The sequence below is a fragment of the Paenacidovorax caeni genome (genome assembly GCF_001298675.1).
GTDB classification, from domain to species: Bacteria; Pseudomonadota; Gammaproteobacteria; order Burkholderiales; family Burkholderiaceae_C; genus Paenacidovorax; species Paenacidovorax caeni.
On sequence record NZ_CYIG01000028.1, the window covers coordinates 1 to 20953 of the forward strand.

Sequence of the window (20953 nt, forward strand, 5' to 3'; positions counted from 1 at the left end):
TCCAGGCCATCGCGGACGACTGGCTAACCCAGTACAACGAGTACCGACCGCATGACGCCCTGGGTGGCGTGCCGCCCAAGCAGTTCATGCCCAGATTGATCACCACAACCGCCGCAGACTCTGGAAATCAACTGTCTGCTTGACAGGGGAGCTTACGCTCACGGTTTGGCTGTCAATGGTTGCCCTTGTCCATCCCTGCTATGCAAGTGCTTGTTTTTCCAATGAAAAAGGCCGCCAGGTGGTGTTCCTTGGCGGCCTTTGTTTTGGTGGATGGTGGAGCTGGCGGGAATTGAACCCGCGTCCGCAAGCCTTCGTCGAGCAGATCTACATGTTTAGCGCTCTGTTTTGAATCTCACTATCGACATCGCGCAGACGCACGCTATGCCGATCGCCAGTACCCTTTGATCTCGCCTTCTGCCAAGGTACCCGGCAGACGACCAGCTGATGTGAATTCCCTTGCAGCCTGGAGGTATTGCTACCCCCTTGCCCAGCCCACCAGCGCGCTGTTGCAAGGCTCACCGGATTTAAGCGGCGAGTGCGAAACGTTCGTCGTTTGCAGTTACTTTAGTGAATGGAGATTTACGAGCATCACTCAAGCTCGACATGCACCGCACCGATTCCGAACCCACGTCGAAACCAGGACAGCCCCTCACGATCTATTTTAGGCTCTATTGAGCAATTGCAAGAGCTCAAGAGGAGAATTAATGATGGCATGCGCACCCCAGCCCAGCGGATCCTGTGCCACACCCAAGTAGCCATAGACAGCAGCGACCGTCCCCATGCCTGCAGCATGGCCTGCCAAGATATCGCGCTCATCGTCACCCACGTAAACGCAGTCGTTGGGGGCGATGCCCAGTCTCTCAGCGGCCTCCAGCAGCGGCGCGGGATGTGGTTTGGCATGTGGCGTCGTATCACCACTGACCACCGTCCTCGCGGTTGAAAACAAAGACATGCCACGCGTCAATGGTTCGCTGAAGCGAGTGGATTTATTGGTAACGACCCCCCAAGGCAGCCCCAAGCCTGCAAGGCCCTCAATAAGCTGAGCCACCCCGTCAAAAGGCAAGGTTTGCTTCAGCAGGCAAACTTGGTAGTTCTCGAAGAACTCCTCGCGCATCGCCGAAAAATCGGGATGATCTGGACCTATGCCAAACGCCTCGCCTAACATGCCTCGGGCACCTGCTCCGGCCATCGGCCGATAACGAGCAAGGGGTAAGGAAGGCAAACCACGCGCTACGCGCATCTTGTCAACTGCAGCCCCCAGATCGGGGGCACTGTCAACCAAGGTTCCATCGAGATCAAATAGGACCGCCTTGGCATGCGCGAACATCGCCTGCATCAAATAACCCTCTGCGTGGCAAAAAGGTAATTCACGCTGGTGCCCGCGCCCAAACTGTAACGTTTGGTCAGAGGACTGTACGAAAGCCCCTTAGCTTGGCGCAGCTCAAGCGCCGCCTCTCGGCAATACGCTGCAAGTTCATGCGGCTGAATGAGCTTGGCATATTCATGGGTACCACGCGGAAGCATCTTCAGCACATACTCCGCCGCCACGATTGCCAAGGCAAAAGCCTTCATGTTGCGATTGATGGTAGAGAAAAAAACCCAACCGCCGGGTTTGACAAGCTGCGCACAAGACCGAACGATTGATGCGGGGTCTGGCACGTGCTCAAGCATTTCCATGCAGGTCACGACATCAAATTGGCTTGGCTGCTCGGACGCCAAGGCTTCAGCGCTGATTTCCCGGTACTGGACAGAGGGCGTCTGCGTCTCGATGGCGTGCAACTGGGCAATCCGCAGCGCTTTCGTGGATAGATCGATGCCCGTCACATCAGCGCCCTTGCGCGCCATCGAGTCTGCCAAGATACCGCCACCACATCCAACGTCAAGAACCTTCTTGCCGACCAGGGGGGCAAGCCCAATGATCCACTCCAACCGCAAAGGATTGATCTGGTGCAAAGGGCGGAACTCACTCTCAGGATCCCACCAGCGATGGGCCAGCTCGGAGAATTTGGCCAACTCGGCCGGATCTGCATTGAGGGTGTCGCTCATGTTTTCATTGTCCACAGGAAAACTGGCGTAAGAGGTTGGCGCCTACGCATTAAACAAATGCAGCAAATAAAAAACCCCGCCGACCGGGCGGTGGCGAGGTTTTATGTTTGGGGTGGCTGATGGGAAACCACTAGCCACCACACAAATCCTTTTCAAATCAAGCACTTAGCTTGATATGTTACACAGCCAAAGCGAACGTCCAGTGTAGCAAATTGGACCGTTTCGCCGGCCAAATTCTAATCGAACGAAGCCCGTTCTCCTACTCCCCAGGCAACCGATTCAGCCATTCAAGCACAGCGGTCCATGCCCCCGCATTGATGACCTAGAACTTTGGCCCTGAGACCTTCGGACCCGACGAGATGGGCATAACCATCACGAGCCAAAGCTCAGAGGCTGCCTGCTCCGAGGACCGACTTCAGCGTCGGCCTTTTGTTCATGCCATCGCTACACGTCCCAAGCAGACCACGCGGGGTGGGCTGCAAAGACAACGCCCTACATCCTGAAAGCTTGGCGGCAGATGGATGCAGGGCGCGTGGGAGTACCAGTGAGACGTATAGCAACTGACTCAAGCCCTTGGGGCTCCCGTTCGGGAGGCCCAGATGGCACAAAGACAACTCGCGCTCGCGTATGAGGAGCCATTCGATGTAGCGGTCAATGAACCGCTTCTCTATCACGACGCCGAGCGCTTCGGCTTCACCGCACTTCTGCGTCCTGGCGGTAAACCGCGACAGTTGTCCGTCCGGCTGAAAGACCTGCCGACCGTTTTGCGGCAGCAGTGTCCAGGAGGCACAGACCTGTATATCGCGCAAAACGAGTTTTTTCGGCCGAACCGGCAGGTGGTTAACTGTAGCCGGCTGACGTCTTGCTACGTGGACTTGGACACTTACAAGCTTGACGCGCTTTACGGCAAGCCGGCAGAAGCGCTCACGGACCGGCTGCTGCGCCAGTGCGACGACGAACAACTTCCCCCGCCCAGCATCGTTGTGTACTCAGGCCGGGGCCTGCAGGCTAAATGGCTACTGGAGCGGCCAATCCCTCCAAGTGCCTTGCCCCGCTGGCAAGCACTCCAAGCAGAGCTCGGACGGCGATTGCTGCCAATGGGAGCGGACTTGAGAGCGCTCGATGCCTCGCGCGTGCTGCGTCTCGTCGGCTCCGTCAACAGCCGAAGCGGCGACGTCGTCCGGGTCGTTCATCTCCAGCGACTGCCGACTTTCGGAAGCACCATCGGACCTGAAGGCGTGGCCGTATACCCTTTCGACAGCTTTTTTGATGACGTACTGCCGCTGACCAGGCAAGAGTTGGCGCAGCATCGCGCCGAAATCATTGAGCGTACGGAAGTTGACAAGCGCCTCCGTCCGAAGCCCGCAGAAAGCGACAGGCCCATCAAGCGGCTTCAGCTAGTCGAGCCGGGTCGCCACTCATCCGCACGGCGCATCATCCCGTCAGAGTTGGCATGGGCTCGACTAACCGACGGGGCGACGACACGGATACGAGTACTGATTAGGACCGCTTAAAAACATGCTGCTCCAGTGGCCAGAGCCGCTGGAGCAGCATGTTTTTTGGGTAAGCACGTGGCCCACCTCGGCGATAAACTGCCAGAGGGGTCGGCGGGGGGCTCTTCCGACTCATGACCGCTGCTTGGACACCCTCTTATCGACCGTCTTACCCGCGCGAAGGTGCGGGAAGTCAACATACCCCCTGCCCGCCTCCCACGGGAGCGCCGGAATCGGTCGAAACTTCACCGCTTTGAAGTGCCGAACAAGTACATCAAATGGCAAGTCGCTGCCGTATCCGTCCGTGATAGCACCGTCGCCGCTGGTGTGCCCCATGAGCCGCTTTAGGTAGCGGGACGGCATTTCAGCGGCTTCAAGCGTGTCCTTCAGCGTGTGGCGGAACGAGTAGAGAACCTTGCGCTTGTCTTCGATGGAAAGCTTTTTCTTCAGGCGCCCAAAAAACTACGAGAAGCTCCCGGAAAGCTTGCCGTGAAAGTCCTTCTTGAGCGTCGGAAAGAGGGCTTTTGCTCCCTTGGATTTGACCCACTCGACATAGCGCAAGAGGCCAAGGTCCAACAACTCCTGTGCTACCGGTACACGGCGAATGGAGGCAGCATTCTTCAGGAGTCGGCCGTGGGCTTCTGCTTTGACTACGTCTTCATTTTCGTCTTCTTCGTCGTCGAAGAGTTCCGCGTCGTCAGGCTCAGGCCGGTCGACGAGATTCAGATACCAGCAATTCACCAGGGCGTCATAAGCAAGGTCTTCGAGCGCCAGCCCTGCGACCTCCTCGGTCCGCGCACCGGTGTAGTACATGAGCAGCGGAATCCAATAAGACGCCTCCTTCGAGCTTCCCTGGGAGCGCTTGTGCTCACCGTTGTAGATAGAGCAGCCGAAGATGGTGTTCAGGTCGCTCTGGTCGAAAGGCAGACGCTTCTTGCGGCGCTTTTCACGTGCTGACTTGCCGCGCCCGAGAACATCCTGTGCGGGATTCACTTCAAGGAGCATCCTGCCCACTGCCACCTTGTAGATAGCCTTCACTTTCGCGAGGCGCTCATTGATGGTGACTGTCGCCAGTCCACGCCTTGCCATGGCCTCAACGAACTCGTTAACCAGTTCCTTCGTCACCTGGCCTGGATACTTGACCCCAGCCGCCCGAGCCAGATGCTCGAGCTCGCGCCAAGGTGTTTGAGCGGCAATCACGGTCGGCTTCGGCCGGTCATCCACGTGCTTGACCCACTTGGCAAAAACCTCCGCCCATGTCGCCCCTTGGTGAATGCTGAGGGATTTTTTCAGGTCGGTGATGTTCATGCCCGGTGCCATGGTGGCACTGGGTTTGACTCTGCCTGCTTGGCGGTCGATTCGCACGTCAAGGGCCTGTACGACGGCTTCTAGCAGCTTGTAGGCCACCTGCCTTTCATGTTCGGGATTGAGGTCGACCTCGGCACCGAGCAGGTGAAGAAAGCTGCGCATCGCGGGCACGATGGGCTCGACTTTGCCTTGGGCGAGCAGCCTGCCTAGTTCCTGGCGCTGCTGCTGCAACTGGTCGTTCAGACTTTCGAAGTCCTCGTCGTCAAGGCCATGGCTACGTTGCAGGTCGTCCGCGAGCAGCGACTGGTGGACCCAGTTGCTGGCCATGGCCTGCACTTGCTGTTCGGTCAGCGCGGTGAGTCGACGAACCGAGCGCTGGGCACGTTGGGATGCTTTCACAGCTAGCTCACGCTCTTTTAGCGCGAACTCTTGCTGGATAGCTGCCAGTTCGGTGATGAGAAGGGCTTTGCCTTCACGGCGGTCACTCGTACCCAGCGCACGAATGATTTCAGGCTTGCGAGGGTAGGCTGGCCGAAGCTTGGAAGGTACGCGAACCCGGCAATAGAGCTTGCCGGACTTCCCGCGTGCGTATAGGTGTTCTGCGATTTGTTTCATGGTCCTGTACCACAGAGTTGTGTAACAGGCCGTGTAACAACAGCAGCTTATATGCTGCGCTAAGTTATTGATTTTCTTATGAAATCAACAACTTAGCGAGGACTTGAATAGTTTTGGGGTGGCTGATGGGACTCGAACCCACGACGACAGGAATCACAATCCTGGACTCTACCAACTGAGCTACAGCCACCGTAGAGCTTTGCATTATAAGCTGAATTTCAGCTCTTCATCCAACTTTCCGCAGTTTGATCAGGAAAGACTCAGGACTGCGGACGCGGGACCTTGATCTGAACCTTAAACCGCTCCTTGAGCATCTCGTAGTACGCAATGCCTTCCGCCGTGCCAAGCCACTGCTGGAACTGTTGGCGTTGCGCAGCCTCCTCCCCCGCCTGCTTGCCAGCTTCACGCGGCTGAACACGATTAACCTTGACCACAGCGTAGCCTTGCCCACCGAGATCAACGCCGACCCACCCTGGCAAGTTGTCGACACCTGCGTGCAGTGCTGCATCCACCACAGAGCGAGGCAGGCTCTGCAACTGGTCGCGTCCAACGGTCAGTGCGGCCGACAGACCCACAGCACCTGAGGCATCGCTCTTCCAAGAGGCCAGCTTGGCTTGGCCTTCAGCGCGGGCCAACTCTGCAGACTTTTCTGCGACGAACATGGCACGCACACGATCACGCACCTCGTCAAAAGGCAGCGTACGCGCTGGCGTATATTGAACGATGCGTCCCGAGACCAGCATGCTGGGGCCGACCTCAACAGCTTCAGTATTGCGCTTGCTCTCAATCGAGTCAGAGGAGAAAAGGGACTCTAGGAAGCGCTGGTTAGCCATTGGACCCTGAACGCCCGGCTGGGGCGTGCGCGTTACATGCTGCGCCGTCTGGATCTTTAGCTTGAGCTTCTCAGCTGTGGGCTGCAGGCTGTCAGCCTGCTCATACACGCCATTCGAGAAGGCATCCGCCGCCTCCGCGAACTTGCCCTGCGCCTGCTGCTGCTTGAGTTCCGTTTCAAGTTTGGCACGCACTTGCTCAAAGCTCGGCGGCTGTGGCGTTTTCACATCCGTGAGTTGAATGATGTGGTAGCCAAAATCGCTTTCCACCACATCGCTGATGTCCCCTTTGTGCATCGAGAACACCGCATCCTCAAAAGGTTTCACCATTGCACCACGTGCAAAGAAGCCCAAATCACCACCGCCCTGAGCGGAGCCAGAATCCTCGGAGTTTTTCTTGGCGATGTCTGCGAAGACAGCAGGATTTTTCCGCACCTGCGCCAACAGTTCCTGTGCGCGAGCCTTGGCAGTTTCGCGCGCTTGCGCGGACGCATCCTTGGTGGCATTCACAAGTATGTGGCTTGCGCGGCGCTCTTCCTTGCCAGCAAAGCGCTCCTGGTTTTCCTTGTAATACGTGCGAAGATCATCGTCGCTCAGCGTGATACCTGCGCGCACCGCATCCAGATCAAGGACAAGGTACTCCACCGTCGCCTCTTCGGGCTGCTGAAAGCTAGCCGCCCGGCTTTGATAAAAAGCCTGCAGGTCGGCATCCGAAGGAGCCACCTTGCCCGCAAAATCCTGCGCGTTGAAGCGTGCAACCTGGATCTCGCGGCGCTGGTACAAGGCATCCATCGCCTGCTTGAACTGACCATCCGTACCGAAGGAAGACTGCAGCACGCCTCCCAGCACCTGGGAAATAGAAAGATCGCGGCGCATATTGGCCTCGAAGCCCTCAGGGGTCAGTCCCTGGGCGCCGACCAACGCACGGTAAGCATCAGCATCCAGCGAACCATCGGGCCGCTTAAGCGCCGCAATCGCAGGAATCTCCTTCAGGGCACTGGCCAGCCGCGCATCGCTGGCAACGATATGCATTTTTTGCACGGCAGCTGCCATCACCCGATCACGCACCATGCGCTCTAGCGTGGCATAGCGTGCCTGCGGTGAATCCAGCAACTTGGGATCCACCGAAGGTGACTGTGAGCGGATGCGATCACTCTCAATCCGGTGCATATTGTCCCAGTCCGACTGTTTGATGTCTTGACCGTCCACCCGGGCCACGACCGGGCTCGACTCGGTGAAATAGTTGCGGTCGATGCCCACCAGGACGAACGAAGGGATGACCAGCAAGAACAACAAGATCATGCCGAACTTGGAGTGCTTGCGGATGGATTCGAGCATAGTCAACAATCTTTCTGGGCTGACAAAAGAAAAGGCGAACTCGCGTTCGCCTTTGTTCGGTGGTGGTGGGTGCTGACGGGGTCGAACCGCCGACCTACGCCTTGTAAGGGCGCCGCTCTACCAACTGAGCTAAGCACCCCACCTTAACTGACGTCAGTTCAGGGCATCCTTCAATGCCTTGCCCGGACGGAACTTTGGAACCTTGGCGGCTTTGATTTTAATCGTAGCGCCAGTACGGGGATTGCGGCCGGTGCGTGCAGCACGCTTGCCAACGGCAAATGTACCAAAACCAACGAGCGACACCGTGCCACCCTTCTTCAAGGTTTTCTTCACTGCCTCAATCGTCGACTCCAGTGCACGCGCGGCTGCAGCCTTGGAGATATCGGCATTGGTTGCGATGTGCTCAATCAGTTCGGTTTTGTTCACAAGAGGCCTCTCGGGAAATACATGGATGGGATGTCTCGTACTCGCGGATTCTTGCATGCCCGAGGCTATGCATGAAGAGGGAAGACGATCCTCCAAAAAACAGGATGCGCCGTCTTTAGCGGCGCCTGGGCGAATTCTAGTCGCATTTGCGCAGCGGCATGGGGTGGCGATGGTTTTTTGTCGTGCGAGGAGCGCGATGCGCGCCATTGCCTATTGACAAAAACCAGCCTCCGACTGTCACTTCACGCGCGCCCGAATCTCCGGCAAGGCCTTGCGCAGGTAGTACACCATGGACCACACCGTGAGCACGGCCGCCACCCATATCAGCACCATGCCCCACAGGCCGGTATCGATGCCGAAAACACGGCCGTCGTACAGCAGGAACGGGATGGCCACCATCTGGGCTGTTGTCTTGAGCTTGCCGATCATGTGCACAGCCACGCTCTTGCTCGCGCCGATCTGCGCCATCCATTCGCGCAGTGCCGAGATGGCGATCTCACGGCCGATGATGATGAGCGCCACGAACACGTCCGTGCGTCCCAGGTGCACCAGCACCAGCAGGGATGCGCATACCAAGAACTTGTCCGCCACCGGGTCCAGGAATGCGCCGAACGCCGACGCCTGATTGAGCTTGCGCGCGAGAAAGCCGTCGAGCCAGTCGGTCGCCGCGAACACCACGAACATCAGGGTGGCGATGAGGTTGCGCGTGGCCGGATCGATGGGCGCGTAGAACACCCCGACGATCAGCGGAATCGCGACGATGCGCGTCCAGGTCATCAGGGTGGGGATGGTGAAGAACATGGTGCGCGATTGTGGCATGCCACAACCCTTGGCCGCAGGCAAAGCTGCGTCAGCGCAGCGCACGGTAAATGGTGTCGGCAAGCGCCAGCGAAATACCCTCCACCTTGGCCAAATCTTCCACGCTGGCGTCTTGCACACCACGCACACCACCAAAGCGCTGCAGCAAGCGCGCCCGCTTGCGCGGGCCAACCCCCGGAATGTCCTCCAGCCGGCTCCCGCCCACGCGCGTCTTGGCACGCGCTGCGCGCATGCCAGTGATGGCAAAGCGATGGGCCTCATCACGGATCTGCGCCACCAACATCAAGGCGGCGGAGTCGCGCCCCAGGTAGACCTTCTCGCGGCCATCGGCGAACACCAGCTCTTCCAGGCCCACCTTGCGGCCCTCGCCCTTCTCCACCCCGACGATGCGCGACAGATCGAGCCCCAGTTCAGCAAACACCTCGCGCGCCATGGCCACCTGGCCTTTGCCCCCATCGACCAGTACCAGATCGGGCAGCCGCGCCTTACCGGCCTGTAGCTCGGCGCCGCCAGCCTCGCGCAGCGCCTCGGCCACGGGGCGGTAGCGGCGCTGCAGCACCTGGCGCATGGCGGCATAGTCGTCTCCACCGGTAATGCCATCGATCTTGAAGCGGCGGTATTCACTGCTTTGCATTTTGTGGTGATGGAACACCACGCACGACGCCTGCGTAGCCTCGCCCGCGGTGTGCGAGATGTCGAAGCACTCGATCGTCAGGTCATCCAGGCTCTCCACTGGCAAATCCAGCGCCTCGGCGAGCGCGCGCGTGCGCGCCTGCTGCGAACCCTCCTCGGCCAGCAGACGCGCCAGCTGAATGTCGGCGTTTTGCTGCGCCATGTCGAGCCAAGCGCGGCGCTGCTCGCGCGGCTGGTGCACCGCCACCGCACGCTGGCCGGTCTGCTGCCCAAGTGCGTCCAGCAGGTCTTTATCCACCGGTTCGCCAACGACCAGCACCGGCGGCATGGGCACACCCAGGTAGTGCTGCGCGATGAAGGCGGCCAGCACCTGCTGCTCCACCGGCGGGGGCGCTGCGTCCTCGGCGCCGTCCTCGGGCGAGTAGAGCGCTGCCGCGTCGTCCACGTGCGCCGGAAAGTAGGGTCGGTCGCCCAGATGCCGCCCGCCACGCACCATGGCCAGATTGACGCAGGCGCGCCCCCCCTGCACACGCACGGCGAGGATGTCGACGTCCTTGTCCTCAGCCGTTTCAATGGCCTGCTGGTGCAGCACCCGCGCCAGCGCCTGCATCTGGTTGCGCAGCTCCGCCGCCTGCTCGAACTCCAGCTTCTCGGCATGCGCGAGCATGCGCGCCTCCAGCCCTTGAAGCAGCTCCTGGGCCTGGCCGCGCAACAGGGCCTCGGCGCCCTGCACATCCACCGCATAGGCCTCGGGCGACACCATGCTCACGCAGGGGGCCGTACAGCGCTTGATCTGGAACAGCAGGCAAGGCCGCGTGCGGTTGGCAAACACCGTGTCCTCGCAGGTGCGCAGGCGAAACACCTTCTGCAGCAGCTGGATGGTTTCCTTCACCGCCCACCCGTTGGGGTAGGGGCCGAAGTAGCGGTGACGCTTGTCGATGGCACCGCGGTAGTACGCCATGCGCGGAAAGCGCTGCCCCGGTGCCGTACCCTGGCCATCGAGCGCCGCCACGCCAGTGATTCGGAGGAAGGGGTAGCTCTTGTCGTCGCGAAACAGGATGTTGTACTTCGGGTGCTGCGACTTGATGAGGTTGTTCTCCAGCAGCAGCGCCTCGGCCTCGGAGCGCACCACGGTGGTCTCCAGGCGCGCGATTTTGCCGACCATGTGACCGATGCGCGTCCCCCCGTGGTTCTTGCTGAAATAGCTGCCCACGCGCTTTTTCAGGTTGCGTGCCTTGCCTACGTAGAGCAACAGGCCGGCGGCGTCGAAATAGCGGTAAACGCCAGGCAATTGCGGCAGGGCGGACACCTGCGCCAGCAGTTCTTCGGGGTGCGCTTTGTGCATGGCGTTATTGTGCGCATGCCAGCATGGCCGCACCGACAATCACGGACATGAACCCCGACTCCACCACCGCGCCACTGCGCTGGGACATCTTCTGCCAAGTCATCGACAACTTCGGCGACATCGGCGTGTGCTGGCGCCTTGCGGCCGACCTCGGGGCGCGCGGCCACAACGTACGTCTGTGGACAGACGACGCCAGTGCCCTGGCCTGGATGGCCCCCGGCGGCGCGCCCGGCGTACAGGTATGCCCCTGGCCGCAGGCTGCCCCCGCTGATGGCCCCGGCGATGTCGTGGTGGAAGCCTTCGGCTGCGAAATTGCTCCCGCTTTCATAGCTGCTACCGCAGATGCCGCAAGGGCTAGACCCCAAAAACCCTTGTGGATCAACCTGGAATACCTGAGTGCCGAGGGCTATGTAGAGCGCTGCCACCGCCTGCCCTCCCCCCTCATGAGCGGGCCTGGCGCGGGGCTGACGCGCTGGTTCTTCTACCCTGGTTTCACAGCCGCCACCGGCGGACTGCTGCGCGAACCCGACCTCTGCGCACGCCAGGCCGTATTCGACCGCGCACGCTGGCGCGCGCACCGGGGCATCGCGCCGGAAGAACTCGCCGTGTCGCTGTTCTGCTACGAGCCCCCCGCCCTGCCCTCCTTGCTCGCGGCGCTGGAACACACGCCATCCCACCTGCTGGTCACCCCGGGCCGCGCCACGGCGGCAGTCCAGGCGATTAAGAACCAAAATGGCCTCAAACCCACGCCAGGAAAGCGCGGGCAGCTCACTTTTTCATACCTCGCGCCCTGCGCCCAACCCCACTTCGATGAAATGCTTTGGGCCTGCGACCTCAACTTCGTGCGCGGCGAAGACTCTCTGGTGCGCGCACTCTGGGCAGGCCAGCCCTTTGTGTGGCAGATCTATCCGCAGCATGACGACGCACACCACGCCAAGCTGCACGCCTTTCTCGACTGGCTGCAGGCCCCGCCCACGTTGCGGCGCTGGCATGCCCAATGGAACGGGCTGGAGCCCGCCACGGCCCTGCCGCCACTGGCCCGCGCCACCCTGGCCGAATGGCACGACTGCACGCGGGCGGCGCGGCAAAGACTCCTGGCGCAGCCGGATTTATTGACCCAGCTACTGGGGTTTGTAGTGGAAAAAAGCTAAAATCCGTGGTTTTGCGCTATGGAAGGTGGTACGCATCTTCGCCATGGCCGCCTTCCGCCGCGAACCGTGCGCACCGGCAGCTTCAGGGCCTACGCCCCACCCGCCCCGGCTTGCAGGCAGCGGCTCCAACCCAAGCACTACGCTATGAAAATCGCTCAAGAAATCCGCGCCGGCAACGTCATCATGCAGGGCAAGGACCCGATGATCGTTCTGAAGACTGAATACGCCCGTGGCGGCCGCGGCGCTGCCACCGTGCGCATGAAGCTCAAGGCGCTGCTGTCCAACATGGGCACCGAAGTGGTCTTCAAGGCTGACGACAAGATCGACAACGTGATCCTCGACAAGAAGGAGTGCACCTACTCCTACTTTGCCGACCCGATGTACGTGTGGATGGACACCGACTACAACCAGTACGAAGTCGAAGCCGCCAACATGGGCGACGCCATCAGCTACCTCGAAGACGGCATGGCCGCCGAAGTGGTGTTCTACGACGGCAAGGCCATCTCGGTAGAACTGCCCACCAGCGTGGAGCGCGAGATCACCTGGACCGAGCCCGCTGTGAAGGGCGATACCTCCGGCAAGGTGCTCAAGCCCGCGAAGATCGCCACCGGCTTTGAGGTGGCCGTGCCCCTGTTCGTGGACCAGGGCGACAAGATCGAAATCGACACACGCACCGGCGAATACCGCAAGCGCGTTTGACGCGGCCCGCGCAGCAGCGATCTGCACCAAGGCAAAGAGCCGGCGCCCTCACGGGCCCGGCTCTTTTTCTTTGCGCAACGTCTTTCAACGCCTGTGTTACAGGCCCAGGGCAGCGATCCCGGCACGGGCAATCTGTGCATCCTCGGAGGACTTGACGCCGCTCACGCCCACGGCGCCAAGGCATTGGCCGTCCTTCATGATCGGCACGCCGCCCTCCAGCAGGCCCTGCAACGCGGGGGCCGACAGGAACGAGGTTCGGCCGCCGTTGACGATGTCTTCGTACACCTTGCTTTCGCGGCGCCCCAGGGCTGCCGTGTGCGCCTTGGCGGGGGCAATGTGCGACGAGACGGCGGGTGCACCGTCCAGGCGCTGCAGCCACAGCAGGTGGCCGCCGTCATCGACAATGGCGATGGTCACGGCCCAGCGGTTCTGCAGCGCTTCGGCTTCGGCAGCGGCGGCGATCTTCTTGACATCGGCCAGTTCGAGTTCGGGCTTGGTTTTCATAAAGGTTGAACGATTTGGAAATACAAGAACTCGAAGGATAGCGGCGCAATCCCTGTGGCCGCAGGTAAAACAATTCCACCCAAAAAGGATGCTGTGGCTTCAGGTATTGCATAACACTCGAAAAACCACCCCCTAGAATGCCCAGCTTCCTATACCCACACGCAGACCAACCGGAGAGACACACAATGCACAACGAAATGACCACTTGGGGCTCTACGGGCTATGCCGTATCCCACGAGCAGCGCCAGAAGGTGCTGCGCAACACCTACTGGCTGCTGGCCCTGAGCCTGCTGCCCACCGTGCTCGGCGCATGGGTCGGCGTGGCCACGGGCATTACGCAGTCGCTGCGCGGCGGCCTGGGCCTGATCGTGTTCCTTGGCGGCGCATTTGGCTTCATGTTTGCCATCGAGAAAACCAAGAACTCGGCCGCCGGCGTAGGCGTGCTGCTGGGCTTTACCTTCTTCATGGGCCTGATGCTCTCGCGCCTGATCGGCATGGTGCTGGGCTTGAAGAACGGCACCGACCTGATCATGACCGCCTTCGCTGGCACCGCCGGCGTCTTCGTGGTGATGGCCAGCCTCGCCACCGTCATCAAGCGCGACCTCTCGGGCATGGGCAAGTGGCTCATGGTCGGCGCCCTGGTGCTGATGGTCGGCAGCGTGATCAACGTGTTCGTCGGCTCCTCGGCCGGCATGATGGCCATCTCGGTTGCCGCCATCGGCATCTTCAGCGCCTACATGCTGTACGACCTCAAGCAGATCATCGACGGCGGCGAAACCAACTACATCAGTGCCACACTGGCCCTGTACCTGGATCTGTTCAACGTGTTCCAGAGCCTGCTGGCACTGCTGGGCATCATGGGCGGCGAGCGCGACTGAACGCACGCGCCTCTCTTCTCTTGCAAGGCCCCTCGGGGCCTTTTTTCATGGATTCAGAGCATTTTTGGCACGGAACCCTTGTACAGCAAGCGCTTGAAGCTATCCATTCCATAGCAATCCCCCTCTTGCTCACGCCCCTGCCGCAGCCATACGGGGGCTGCGCCCTCCCTGCATGCGCACCGCCAGCGCCGCACCTGCAAACACGGTTGCCAGGGCCACCACGGCCAGCCAGCCCCAATCGGCCAGCACGAAGCTGCCCAGCGCCGCGCCGCTGGCCATGCCGATGAACATGCCCGTGAACAGCAAGGCATTGAGGCGGCTGCGGGCGGATGGATCCAGGCCATAGACCAGGGTCTGGTGCGCCACCAGTGTGGCCTGCACGCCAAAGTCGAACCCCACGGTGGCCAGCACCAGCAGGCCGATCTGCGCTGGCGCGGGCAGCAACGGGCCTAGGCCCATGAGCGCAAAGGAGACCATGCTCAACCCTGCCCCCAGCCGCGTCACCCGCTCGGGGCCCCGGCGGTCGGCCATGCGCCCGGCCAGCGGCGCGGCCAAGGCTCCCGCAGCCCCGGCCAGCCCGAAGGCGCCTGCAGCCGCGCTGCCGAGGTGAAACTGCGCATTCAACATCACGGCCAGGGTGGACCAGAAGGCGCTGAACCCCACGGCCAGAAGCCCCTGCGCCCAGGCCGCGCGGCGCAGCTCGGGATAACGCGACCACAGGGTGAACAACGACCCCATGAGACGCAAGTAGCCCAAAGGCTGGGCCACAGGAAAGCGCGGCAGCCCACGCCACGCCACCACCCCGAACAGCAGCAGCGCCACCGCCGCCGCCACGTACACGCTGCGCCAGCCGCCCTGCTGCGCGATGAGGCCGCTGGCCACGCGCGACAGCAGGATGCCCAGGAGCAGCCCCGTCATCACCGTACCCACGGTCTTGCCGCGCTGCGCCTCGGGGGCCAGCGCCGCTGCGGCGGGCACGATGTCCTGCGCCAGGGTCGCCGTAAGCCCCACAACCAGGCTCGCGCCCAGCAGGGCATACAGCCCCGGTGCCAGGCCGCTGGCCAGCAGCGCCAGGGCCAGCAGCACCGACTTCAGCAGAATCAGCGCGCGGCGGTCGTAGCGGTCCCCCAGCGGCGCCAGCAGCAAGATGCCCAGCGCATAACCCAATTGCGTCAGCGTGGGCACCAGCCCGGTAGCGCGCGCATCGGCACCAAAGCTTTGCGACAGGGCTGCCAGCATGGGCTGGCTGTAATAAAGGGACGCCACGGCCAGCCCGGCACCGGTGGCCAGCAGCAGCACCAGAGGGCGTGGAACCGCAGCGGCGCCTGCGCTGGGGGAGAAAGAGGGGTGGGTCACGAATCGCTCCGGGGCATGTGGGCAGAATGGGCTGCATTCTCTTCGTGCATCACAATCCTTTGTAGACGCCTGATGCGTAGATTAGTAATACGCCATACGCATGACCAAGCCACCCGCTCCTGGACTCGACCGCCTAGCCCTCCTGCAAACCTTCGTTCGCATCGTGGAGGCAGGGAGCCTTTCGGCAGCTGCGCTGCAGCTGGGCACCACCCAGCCCACGGTAAGCAGGCGCCTGCGCTGGCTGGAGAAATCCCTGGGACTGCAATTGCTGCTGCGCACCACCCACACCATGAAGCTCACCGAGGACGGCGAGCGCTGCTACGCCCACGCCAAGGCGCTGCTGGAAAACTGGGCTGCCATCGAGGCCGACCTGCGCGGCGCGCACGACGAGCCGCGCGGCCACCTGCGCGTGCTGGCCCCCCACGCCTTCGGCCAGGAGCTGCTGGTGGCGCCGCTGGCCGCCTTCATGGCACGCCACCCCGAGGTCACGGTGGAATGGCTGCTGCGCGACGACCCGGTGGACTTCGTGGCCCAGGGCATTGACTGCGCCATCCGCGTGGGTGCCGTGCCGGACCAGGGCCTGGTGGCACAGCGCCTGGCCGAGGTGCCTCGCATCCTGGTGGCCGCTCCCACGCTGTGGGGCCAGGGCACGCCGCCGCGCCACCCGGCCGACCTGGCCGCGCTGCCCTGGGTGGAGCTGCCACTGCTGTACCGCGAACAATTCACGCTGGTGCACACGGCCACGGGAGAGCAGGCGGTGGTGAAAATCCAGCCGCGCCTGCGCACCGACAGTCTGTACGCCGCCCGCGCCGCCGTGCGCGCCGGGCTCGGGGCGGCCCTGGCATCGGCCTGGCTGGTGGCAGAGGACCTGGCCAGCAGCCGCCTGTGCCAGTTGGTACCGGGCTGGGAAGCCGCTGCACTGCCGGTGCATCTGGTCTACCCTCACGCGCGCCTGTACCCGGCACGGCTGCGCGTGTTCGCCGACACCATGCGCCAGGCGATTCCCGGCCTGGCTGGCATGCGCGCCACCACGGGCCTGCCCAGCCTGCCCTGAACCGGGGGCGCGCCCCCCGGCGGTGCACAGCACCGCATCAGTGCACCGCCACCACGCCGGCACGCACGCAAGGCGCGCATCCGGCGCCCGGCAGGCCGCGCCATGGTGCGCGCGGCGGGTGGCACGGTATCTGCTTTATCCCTGGCACCAGCACATTCCCGCTGCGTAGCCACGGAGGGCCCCATGCCACCAGCGGCGCGGCGGGGGAGGACCCCAGCCCATGAGCGACGCAGCAGCCGACAAAACCATCACCGAACGCGCCTTCAACGAAATGCTGGACGCCCAAGGCAACGTGCGCCCGCATTACCACGCCTTTGCCCAGTGGCTTGCCAGCCAGCCTGACGAGGCCATGGCGGCGCGCCGCCTGGAAGCGGACCTGAACTTCCGCCGCATCGGCATCACCTTCACGATGGCGGGTGATGCCGATGGCACCGAGCGCCTGATTCCGTTCGATCTGATTCCGCGCGTCATTCCCGCAGCCGAGTGGCAGCGGCTGGACCAGGGGCTCAAGCAGCGCGTACGCGCGCTGAACATGTTCATCCACGACATCTACCACGACCACGACATCGTGCGCGCTGGCATCGTGCCGGCCGAGCAGGTGTTCCTCAACGCCCAGTACCGCCCCGAGATGCAGGACGTGACCGTGGCCGAGAACATCTACTGCCATGTGGCCGGCATCGACATCGTGCGCGCCAACGCCGGCGAGTTCTATGTGCTGGAGGACAACCTGCGTGTGCCCTCGGGCGTGTCGTACATGCTGGAGAACCGCAAGATGTCGATGCGGCTCATGCCAGAGATGTTCAGCCGTGCGCGCGTGGCCCCCGTGGCGCACTACCCCGACATGCTGCTGGACAACCTGCGCGAAGTGGCACCGCGCAACACGGACGACCCCACCGTGGTGGTGCTCACGCCAGGCATGTACAACTCGGCCTATTTCGAGCACGCCTTCCTGGCCCAGCAGATGGGCGTGGAGCTGGTGGAGGGCAAAGACCTGTTCGTGGACCAGAACACGGTCTACATGCGCACCACGCGCGGCCCGCAGCGCGTGGACGTGATCTACCGCCGCGTGGACGACGACTTCCTCGACCCACTGTCGTTCCGCGCCGACTCCGCCCTGGGCGTGCCGGGGCTGCTCTCGGCCTGCCGGGCGCAGCGCATCACGCTGGCCAACGCCATCGGCACCGGGCTGGCGGACGACAAGTCCACCTACCTGTTCGTGCCGGACATGATCCGCTTCTACCTGGGCGAGGAACCCATCCTCTCCAACGTGCCCACCTGGCAGTGCAGCCGCCCGGACGAGCTGTCGCACGTGCTGGCGCACCTGCCCGAGCTGGTGGTCAAGGAGGTGCACGGCGCCGGGGGCTACGGCATGCTGGTCGGCCCCACGGCCAGCCGCGCCGAGCTGGACGAGTTCCGCGCCCGCATCCTGGCCCACCCCGGCCACTACATCGCCCAGCCCACGCTGGCGCTGTCCACCACGCCCACCTACGTCGAGTCGGGCGTGGCGCCGCGCCACGTGGACCTGCGGCCCTACGTGCTGTGCGGCAAGGAAATCCGCACCGTGCCCGGCGGCCTGTGCCGCGTGGCGCTCAAGGAGGGCTCGCTGGTGGTCAACAGCAGCCAGGGCGGCGGCACCAAGGACACCTGGGTGCTGGAGGAATGACGCCATGAAAAAAAGCATGAACAGGAGCACCAAGCCATGCTGAGCCGTACCGCCGACCACCTTTTCTGGATGTGCCGCTACATCGAGCGCGCCGAAAACACCGCGCGCATGCTGCACGTCAACACCCAACTGGCCCTGCTGCCGCGCGACGAGGCGGTGCACCGCGAGTCGTGGCAGGCCATGCTGCGCCTGTTCGAGCTGGAGGGCGACTTCGCCGCGCGCTATGGCGCCCCGCAGCCGCAGGCCGTGATCCACTACATGGCGCGCGACGCCGACAACCCCTCCTCCATCTACGCCTGCCTGCGCGCCTGCCGCGAGAACGCGCGCGCCGTGCGCGGCAGCCTGACCACCGAGCTGTGGGAGACCATCAACCTCACCTGGCTGACGCTGCTGCGCGACCTGGACGACGGCGTGCTCGAACGCAGCCCCGAACAGTTCTTCGAGTGGATCAAGCACCGCGCGCACCTGGTGCGCGGCGTGACCGAGAACACCATGCTGGTGGACGAGGCATTGCACTTCATGCGCCTGGGCAGCCAGCTGGAGCGCGCCGACAACATGGCGCGCATGCTGGACGTGCGCTTTCACGAGCACGAGGCCATGGCGCCAGGCGGCAAGCCGGGCGCGGCGCAGGGCAAGGCGCTCGACACCGACGCAGGCGAGTTCTACCGCTGGTCGGCCATCCTGGGCTGCGTGTCGGCGCTGGAGGTGTACCGCAAGGTCTACCGCGACGTGGTCACCCCCTCGCGCGTGGTGGAGCTGCTGGTGCTCAACGCCACCCTGCCCAGCTCGCTGGTGGCGCTGATGCGCGGCGTGAAGGACAACCTGGCGCGCGTGGCCAACGGCCGCTCGGCCGAAACCGAGCGCCAGGCCGGCCTGCTGCTGGCCGAGCTGGAGTACGGGCGCATCGAGGACATCCTGCGCGGCCCCGGGCTGCACCGCTTCCTCACCAACTTCCTGGCGCGCGTGAACCACCTGGGCACGCGCATCGGCCGCGACTTCCTGCTGCCCTTGAGCGCCTAAGGATTTTTCAATGAAATCGGCCACCAGCCCTTATGGGGCAAGCGCCAGCAGCTATCAATCTTGATTTTGAACCACGGCAAGGAGCGACGCATGCGCCACCTCATCAAGCACACCACCCGCTACCACTACACCGACCCCGTGAGCTACAGCATCCAGGTGCTGCGCCTGACGCCGCGCCAGGACGAGCACCAGCGCCTGCTGCGCTGGCACATCGAGGCCCCCGGCCTGCTGGAGGAGCAGGTGGACGCCTACGGCAACATCACCCACACCCTCACGCTGACCCAGCCGCACGACGCCATCGAGCTGAAGGTGACGGGCCAGATCGAAGTCAGCCCGCTCGACGGCGGCGCCGTGCACGGCGAAGACAACCGACTGCCCGTGCAGGCGTACTGCGTGCCCACGCCGCTGACGGCGTACGACGACGGCATCCGCGCCTTCGCGCAAGGCGTGCTGCCCGCCGGCCTGCGCGGGCCGGACGACGCCCTGGCGCTGGCCGAAGCCATCGCGCAGCGCGTGGTCTACGAACCCGGCATGCGCACCGCGCAAACCGCCGCCAGCCAGGTGCTGGCGCAGGGCCACGGCGTCTGCCAGGACCACGCCCACCTGTTCCTGGCCTGCGCACGCGCCCTGGGCTGCCCGGCGCGCTACGTCAGCGGCTACCTGTACGCCGATGCCGACCACATGTCCGCCCACGCCTGGGCCGACCTGTGGTGGCCCCGGCACGGCTGGACCAGCATCGACGTGACGGGCCGCCAGTACGCCAGCGAACGCCATTGCCGCCTGGCCGTGGCGCGCGACTACGCCAGCGCCTCGCCGGTGCGCGGCGTGCGCACCGGCGGCGGCGAGGAAAGCATCCGCATGGACGTGCTGGTGCAGCAGTAACCGAAGAACCCGCCATGACCTACTGCATCGCCGCCTGCCTGGACGCAGGCATGGTCTTCCTGGCCGACAGCCGCACCAATGCCGGCGTGGACCAGGTCAGCACCTTCCGCAAGCTGCGCGTGTTCGAGCGCCCCGGCGACCGGCTGCTGGCGCTCATGACTTCGGGCAACCTGGCCATCAGCCAGGCCATCGTGGCGCTGCTGGCGCAGCGCGGCGCGGACGACCCGCATTCGCTCTGGAACGCCACCACCATGCAGGAGGCCGCGCAGTGCGTGGGCGACGCCGTGCGCGCCGTGCACGCGCGCGACGGCCAGGCGCTCAAGGCGCAGGGCATCGACTTCAACGTCAGCCTGCTCCTGGGCGGGCAGATCGGTGCCGCGCCGTGCCAGTTGTTCCAGGTGTACGCGGCGGGCAACTTCATCGCCGCCAGCCCCGAGAGCCCGTACCTGCAGATCGGCGAGGCCAAGTACGGCAAACCCATCGTGGACCGCGTGCTGCAGGCGCAGACCTCGCTCGACGAAGCCGCCAAGTGCATGCTGATCTCGATGGACTCGACCCTGCGCTCGAACATCTCGGTCGGCCTGCCGCTGGACCTGCTGGTGTATGAGCGCGGCACGCTGCGCGTGACGCGCTTCGCCTGCCTGGACGAAACCAGCGAGTACCTGGCGATGATCCGCCGCACCTGGGGCGAGCAGTTGCGCCAGGTGTTCGCTGGCATTCCCAACCCGCGCTGGACCACCCCCGCAGCCCCCCCGGCCGAGGACACCGCGCCCCTGCCCTTCGCCCGCCGGCACCAGCCCGTGCGCATCGGCACCGGCAACGCCACCGACCTGCCGCCCGCCGTGCACCAGGTGCTGGCGCAGGGCACGGGCGACGGGCAGGCGCAGTAGCCA

Annotated in this window: 19 protein-coding genes, 2 tRNA genes and 1 other RNA gene; 10 read left to right on the forward strand and 12 right to left on the reverse strand. The window is 63.5% G+C overall.

Annotation, left to right across the window (positions count from 1 at the left end; translation table 11 throughout):
* The first annotated feature begins 8 nt into the window (after window positions 1–8).
* Entirely contained in the window at window positions 9–143 is a 135-nt protein-coding gene (locus BN2503_RS19400; protein WP_233495069.1) for an integrase core domain-containing protein, read from the forward strand.
* Between the two features lie 128 nt (window positions 144–271).
* On the opposite strand, the gene ssrA is transcribed toward BN2503_RS19400, so the two are convergent.
* The 3 genes from ssrA to ubiG all read right to left on the reverse strand — a co-directional run bounded on the left by ssrA (window position 272) and on the right by ubiG (window position 2046).
* Window positions 272–649, reverse strand: a transfer-messenger RNA (tmRNA) gene (gene ssrA / locus BN2503_RS19405).
* Window positions 650–661: 12 nt separating this feature from the next.
* Window positions 662–1327, reverse strand: a complete 666-nt coding sequence (locus BN2503_RS12035) for an HAD family hydrolase (protein ID WP_054256939.1) — start codon at window positions 1325–1327, stop codon at window positions 662–664.
* A gap of 8 nt (window positions 1328–1335) precedes the next feature.
* A complete protein-coding gene (ubiG, locus tag BN2503_RS12040; RefSeq protein WP_054256909.1) occupies window positions 1336–2046 on the reverse strand; it encodes a bifunctional 2-polyprenyl-6-hydroxyphenol methylase/3-demethylubiquinol 3-O-methyltransferase UbiG in 711 nt (236 codons plus the stop codon).
* 599 nt (window positions 2047–2645) lie between these two features.
* Between ubiG and BN2503_RS12045 the strand changes: the two genes are divergently transcribed.
* On the forward strand, window positions 2646–3560 hold the full coding sequence (locus tag BN2503_RS12045) for a hypothetical protein (RefSeq protein ID WP_054256910.1): 915 nt from the start codon (window positions 2646–2648) through the stop codon (window positions 3558–3560).
* Between the two features lie 441 nt (window positions 3561–4001).
* Here BN2503_RS12045 and BN2503_RS12050 read toward each other — a convergent pair whose 3' ends face one another.
* The 7 genes from BN2503_RS12050 to uvrC form a co-directional block, all read right to left on the reverse strand.
* On the reverse strand, window positions 4002–5462 hold the full coding sequence (locus tag BN2503_RS12050; protein WP_074930347.1) for a DUF6538 domain-containing protein: 1461 nt from the start codon (window positions 5460–5462) through the stop codon (window positions 4002–4004).
* 114 nt (window positions 5463–5576) lie between these two features.
* Window positions 5577–5652 (reverse strand) — tRNA-His (locus BN2503_RS12055).
* 70 nt (window positions 5653–5722) lie between these two features.
* Window positions 5723–7630, reverse strand: a complete 1908-nt coding sequence (locus BN2503_RS12060; RefSeq protein ID WP_054256911.1) for a SurA N-terminal domain-containing protein — start codon at window positions 7628–7630, stop codon at window positions 5723–5725.
* A gap of 63 nt (window positions 7631–7693) precedes the next feature.
* Window positions 7694–7769, reverse strand: a tRNA-Val gene (locus tag BN2503_RS12065).
* Between the two features lie 14 nt (window positions 7770–7783).
* Window positions 7784–8056 (reverse strand): HU family DNA-binding protein, encoded by a 273-nt coding sequence (locus tag BN2503_RS12070; RefSeq protein WP_008906675.1) that lies wholly within the window; start codon window positions 8054–8056, stop codon window positions 7784–7786.
* A 237-nt stretch (window positions 8057–8293) separates the two neighbouring features.
* A complete protein-coding gene (pgsA, locus tag BN2503_RS12075) occupies window positions 8294–8857 on the reverse strand; it encodes a CDP-diacylglycerol--glycerol-3-phosphate 3-phosphatidyltransferase (RefSeq protein WP_054256940.1) in 564 nt (187 codons plus the stop codon).
* 49 nt (window positions 8858–8906) lie between these two features.
* Window positions 8907–10853 carry an excinuclease ABC subunit UvrC gene (uvrC, locus tag BN2503_RS12080; RefSeq protein ID WP_054256912.1) on the reverse strand — a complete coding sequence of 649 codons (1947 nt, stop codon included), beginning with the start codon at window positions 10851–10853 and terminating at the stop codon, window positions 8907–8909.
* A 23-nt stretch (window positions 10854–10876) separates the two neighbouring features.
* Between uvrC and earP the strand changes: the two genes are divergently transcribed.
* Complete coding sequence (gene earP, locus BN2503_RS12085) at window positions 10877–12004, forward strand: elongation factor P maturation arginine rhamnosyltransferase EarP (RefSeq protein ID WP_233495068.1); 1128 nt, start codon at window positions 10877–10879, stop codon at window positions 12002–12004.
* 144 nt (window positions 12005–12148) lie between these two features.
* Window positions 12149–12703 carry an elongation factor P gene (gene efp, locus BN2503_RS12090; RefSeq protein WP_054256913.1) on the forward strand — a complete coding sequence of 185 codons (555 nt, stop codon included), beginning with the start codon at window positions 12149–12151 and terminating at the stop codon, window positions 12701–12703.
* Window positions 12704–12799: 96 nt separating this feature from the next.
* On the opposite strand, the gene BN2503_RS12095 is transcribed toward efp, so the two are convergent.
* The gene (locus tag BN2503_RS12095) at window positions 12800–13207 is read right to left on the reverse strand and encodes a GlcG/HbpS family heme-binding protein (RefSeq protein ID WP_054256914.1); all 408 of its coding nucleotides are present in this window, start codon (window positions 13205–13207) and stop codon (window positions 12800–12802) included.
* Window positions 13208–13392: 185 nt separating this feature from the next.
* On the opposite strand from BN2503_RS12095, the gene BN2503_RS12100 reads away from it, so the two are divergent.
* Window positions 13393–14085 carry a Bax inhibitor-1/YccA family protein gene (locus BN2503_RS12100; RefSeq protein ID WP_054256915.1) on the forward strand — a complete coding sequence of 231 codons (693 nt, stop codon included), beginning with the start codon at window positions 13393–13395 and terminating at the stop codon, window positions 14083–14085.
* Between the two features lie 129 nt (window positions 14086–14214).
* Here the strand turns inward: BN2503_RS12100 and BN2503_RS12105 are convergent, their stop codons facing one another.
* The gene (locus BN2503_RS12105; RefSeq protein ID WP_054256916.1) at window positions 14215–15441 is read right to left on the reverse strand and encodes an MFS transporter; all 1227 of its coding nucleotides are present in this window, start codon (window positions 15439–15441) and stop codon (window positions 14215–14217) included.
* Between the two features lie 100 nt (window positions 15442–15541).
* Here BN2503_RS12105 and BN2503_RS12110 point away from each other — a divergent pair, with 100 nt between their 5' ends.
* The 5 genes from BN2503_RS12110 to BN2503_RS12130 all read left to right on the forward strand — a co-directional run bounded on the left by BN2503_RS12110 (window position 15542) and on the right by BN2503_RS12130 (window position 20950).
* Complete coding sequence (locus tag BN2503_RS12110; RefSeq protein WP_054256917.1) at window positions 15542–16495, forward strand: LysR family transcriptional regulator; 954 nt, start codon at window positions 15542–15544, stop codon at window positions 16493–16495.
* Between the two features lie 271 nt (window positions 16496–16766).
* Window positions 16767–18158, forward strand: coding sequence for a circularly permuted type 2 ATP-grasp protein (locus tag BN2503_RS12115; RefSeq protein WP_082366579.1), 1392 nt, complete (start codon window positions 16767–16769; stop codon window positions 18156–18158).
* Window positions 18159–18194: 36 nt separating this feature from the next.
* Window positions 18195–19178, forward strand: a complete 984-nt coding sequence (locus tag BN2503_RS12120; RefSeq protein ID WP_054256919.1) for an alpha-E domain-containing protein — start codon at window positions 18195–18197, stop codon at window positions 19176–19178.
* 90 nt (window positions 19179–19268) lie between these two features.
* On the forward strand, window positions 19269–20060 hold the full coding sequence (locus BN2503_RS12125; RefSeq protein ID WP_054256920.1) for a transglutaminase family protein: 792 nt from the start codon (window positions 19269–19271) through the stop codon (window positions 20058–20060).
* A 14-nt stretch (window positions 20061–20074) separates the two neighbouring features.
* The gene (locus BN2503_RS12130; protein WP_054256921.1) at window positions 20075–20950 is read left to right on the forward strand and encodes a proteasome-type protease; all 876 of its coding nucleotides are present in this window, start codon (window positions 20075–20077) and stop codon (window positions 20948–20950) included.
* Window positions 20951–20953: the final 3 nt, after the last annotated feature.

Excerpts from the sequence above, each read along its gene's own strand:
- BN2503_RS12035 (WP_054256939.1), bottom strand. The coding sequence starts at position 1,327 with ATGTTCGCGCATGCCAAGGCGGTCCTATTTGATCTCGATGGAACCTTG.
- ubiG (WP_054256909.1), bottom strand. The coding sequence starts at position 2,046 with ATGAGCGACACCCTCAATGCAGATCCGGCCGAGTTGGCCAAATTCTCC.
- BN2503_RS12045 (WP_054256910.1), top strand. The coding sequence starts at position 2,646 with ATGGCACAAAGACAACTCGCGCTCGCGTATGAGGAGCCATTCGATGTA.
- BN2503_RS12050 (WP_074930347.1), bottom strand. The coding sequence starts at position 5,462 with ATGAAACAAATCGCAGAACACCTATACGCACGCGGGAAGTCCGGCAAG.
- BN2503_RS12060 (WP_054256911.1), bottom strand. The coding sequence starts at position 7,630 with ATGCTCGAATCCATCCGCAAGCACTCCAAGTTCGGCATGATCTTGTTG.
- pgsA (WP_054256940.1), bottom strand. The coding sequence starts at position 8,857 with ATGTTCTTCACCATCCCCACCCTGATGACCTGGACGCGCATCGTCGCG.
- uvrC (WP_054256912.1), bottom strand. The coding sequence starts at position 10,853 with ATGCACAAAGCGCACCCCGAAGAACTGCTGGCGCAGGTGTCCGCCCTG.
- earP (WP_233495068.1), top strand. The coding sequence starts at position 10,877 with ATGGCCGCACCGACAATCACGGACATGAACCCCGACTCCACCACCGCG.
- efp (WP_054256913.1), top strand. The coding sequence starts at position 12,149 with ATGAAAATCGCTCAAGAAATCCGCGCCGGCAACGTCATCATGCAGGGC.
- BN2503_RS12095 (WP_054256914.1), bottom strand. The coding sequence starts at position 13,207 with ATGAAAACCAAGCCCGAACTCGAACTGGCCGATGTCAAGAAGATCGCC.
- BN2503_RS12100 (WP_054256915.1), top strand. The coding sequence starts at position 13,393 with ATGCACAACGAAATGACCACTTGGGGCTCTACGGGCTATGCCGTATCC.
- BN2503_RS12110 (WP_054256917.1), top strand. The coding sequence starts at position 15,542 with ATGACCAAGCCACCCGCTCCTGGACTCGACCGCCTAGCCCTCCTGCAA.
- BN2503_RS12115 (WP_082366579.1), top strand. The coding sequence starts at position 16,767 with ATGCTGGACGCCCAAGGCAACGTGCGCCCGCATTACCACGCCTTTGCC.
- BN2503_RS12120 (WP_054256919.1), top strand. The coding sequence starts at position 18,195 with ATGCTGAGCCGTACCGCCGACCACCTTTTCTGGATGTGCCGCTACATC.
- BN2503_RS12125 (WP_054256920.1), top strand. The coding sequence starts at position 19,269 with ATGCGCCACCTCATCAAGCACACCACCCGCTACCACTACACCGACCCC.
- BN2503_RS12130 (WP_054256921.1), top strand. The coding sequence starts at position 20,075 with ATGACCTACTGCATCGCCGCCTGCCTGGACGCAGGCATGGTCTTCCTG.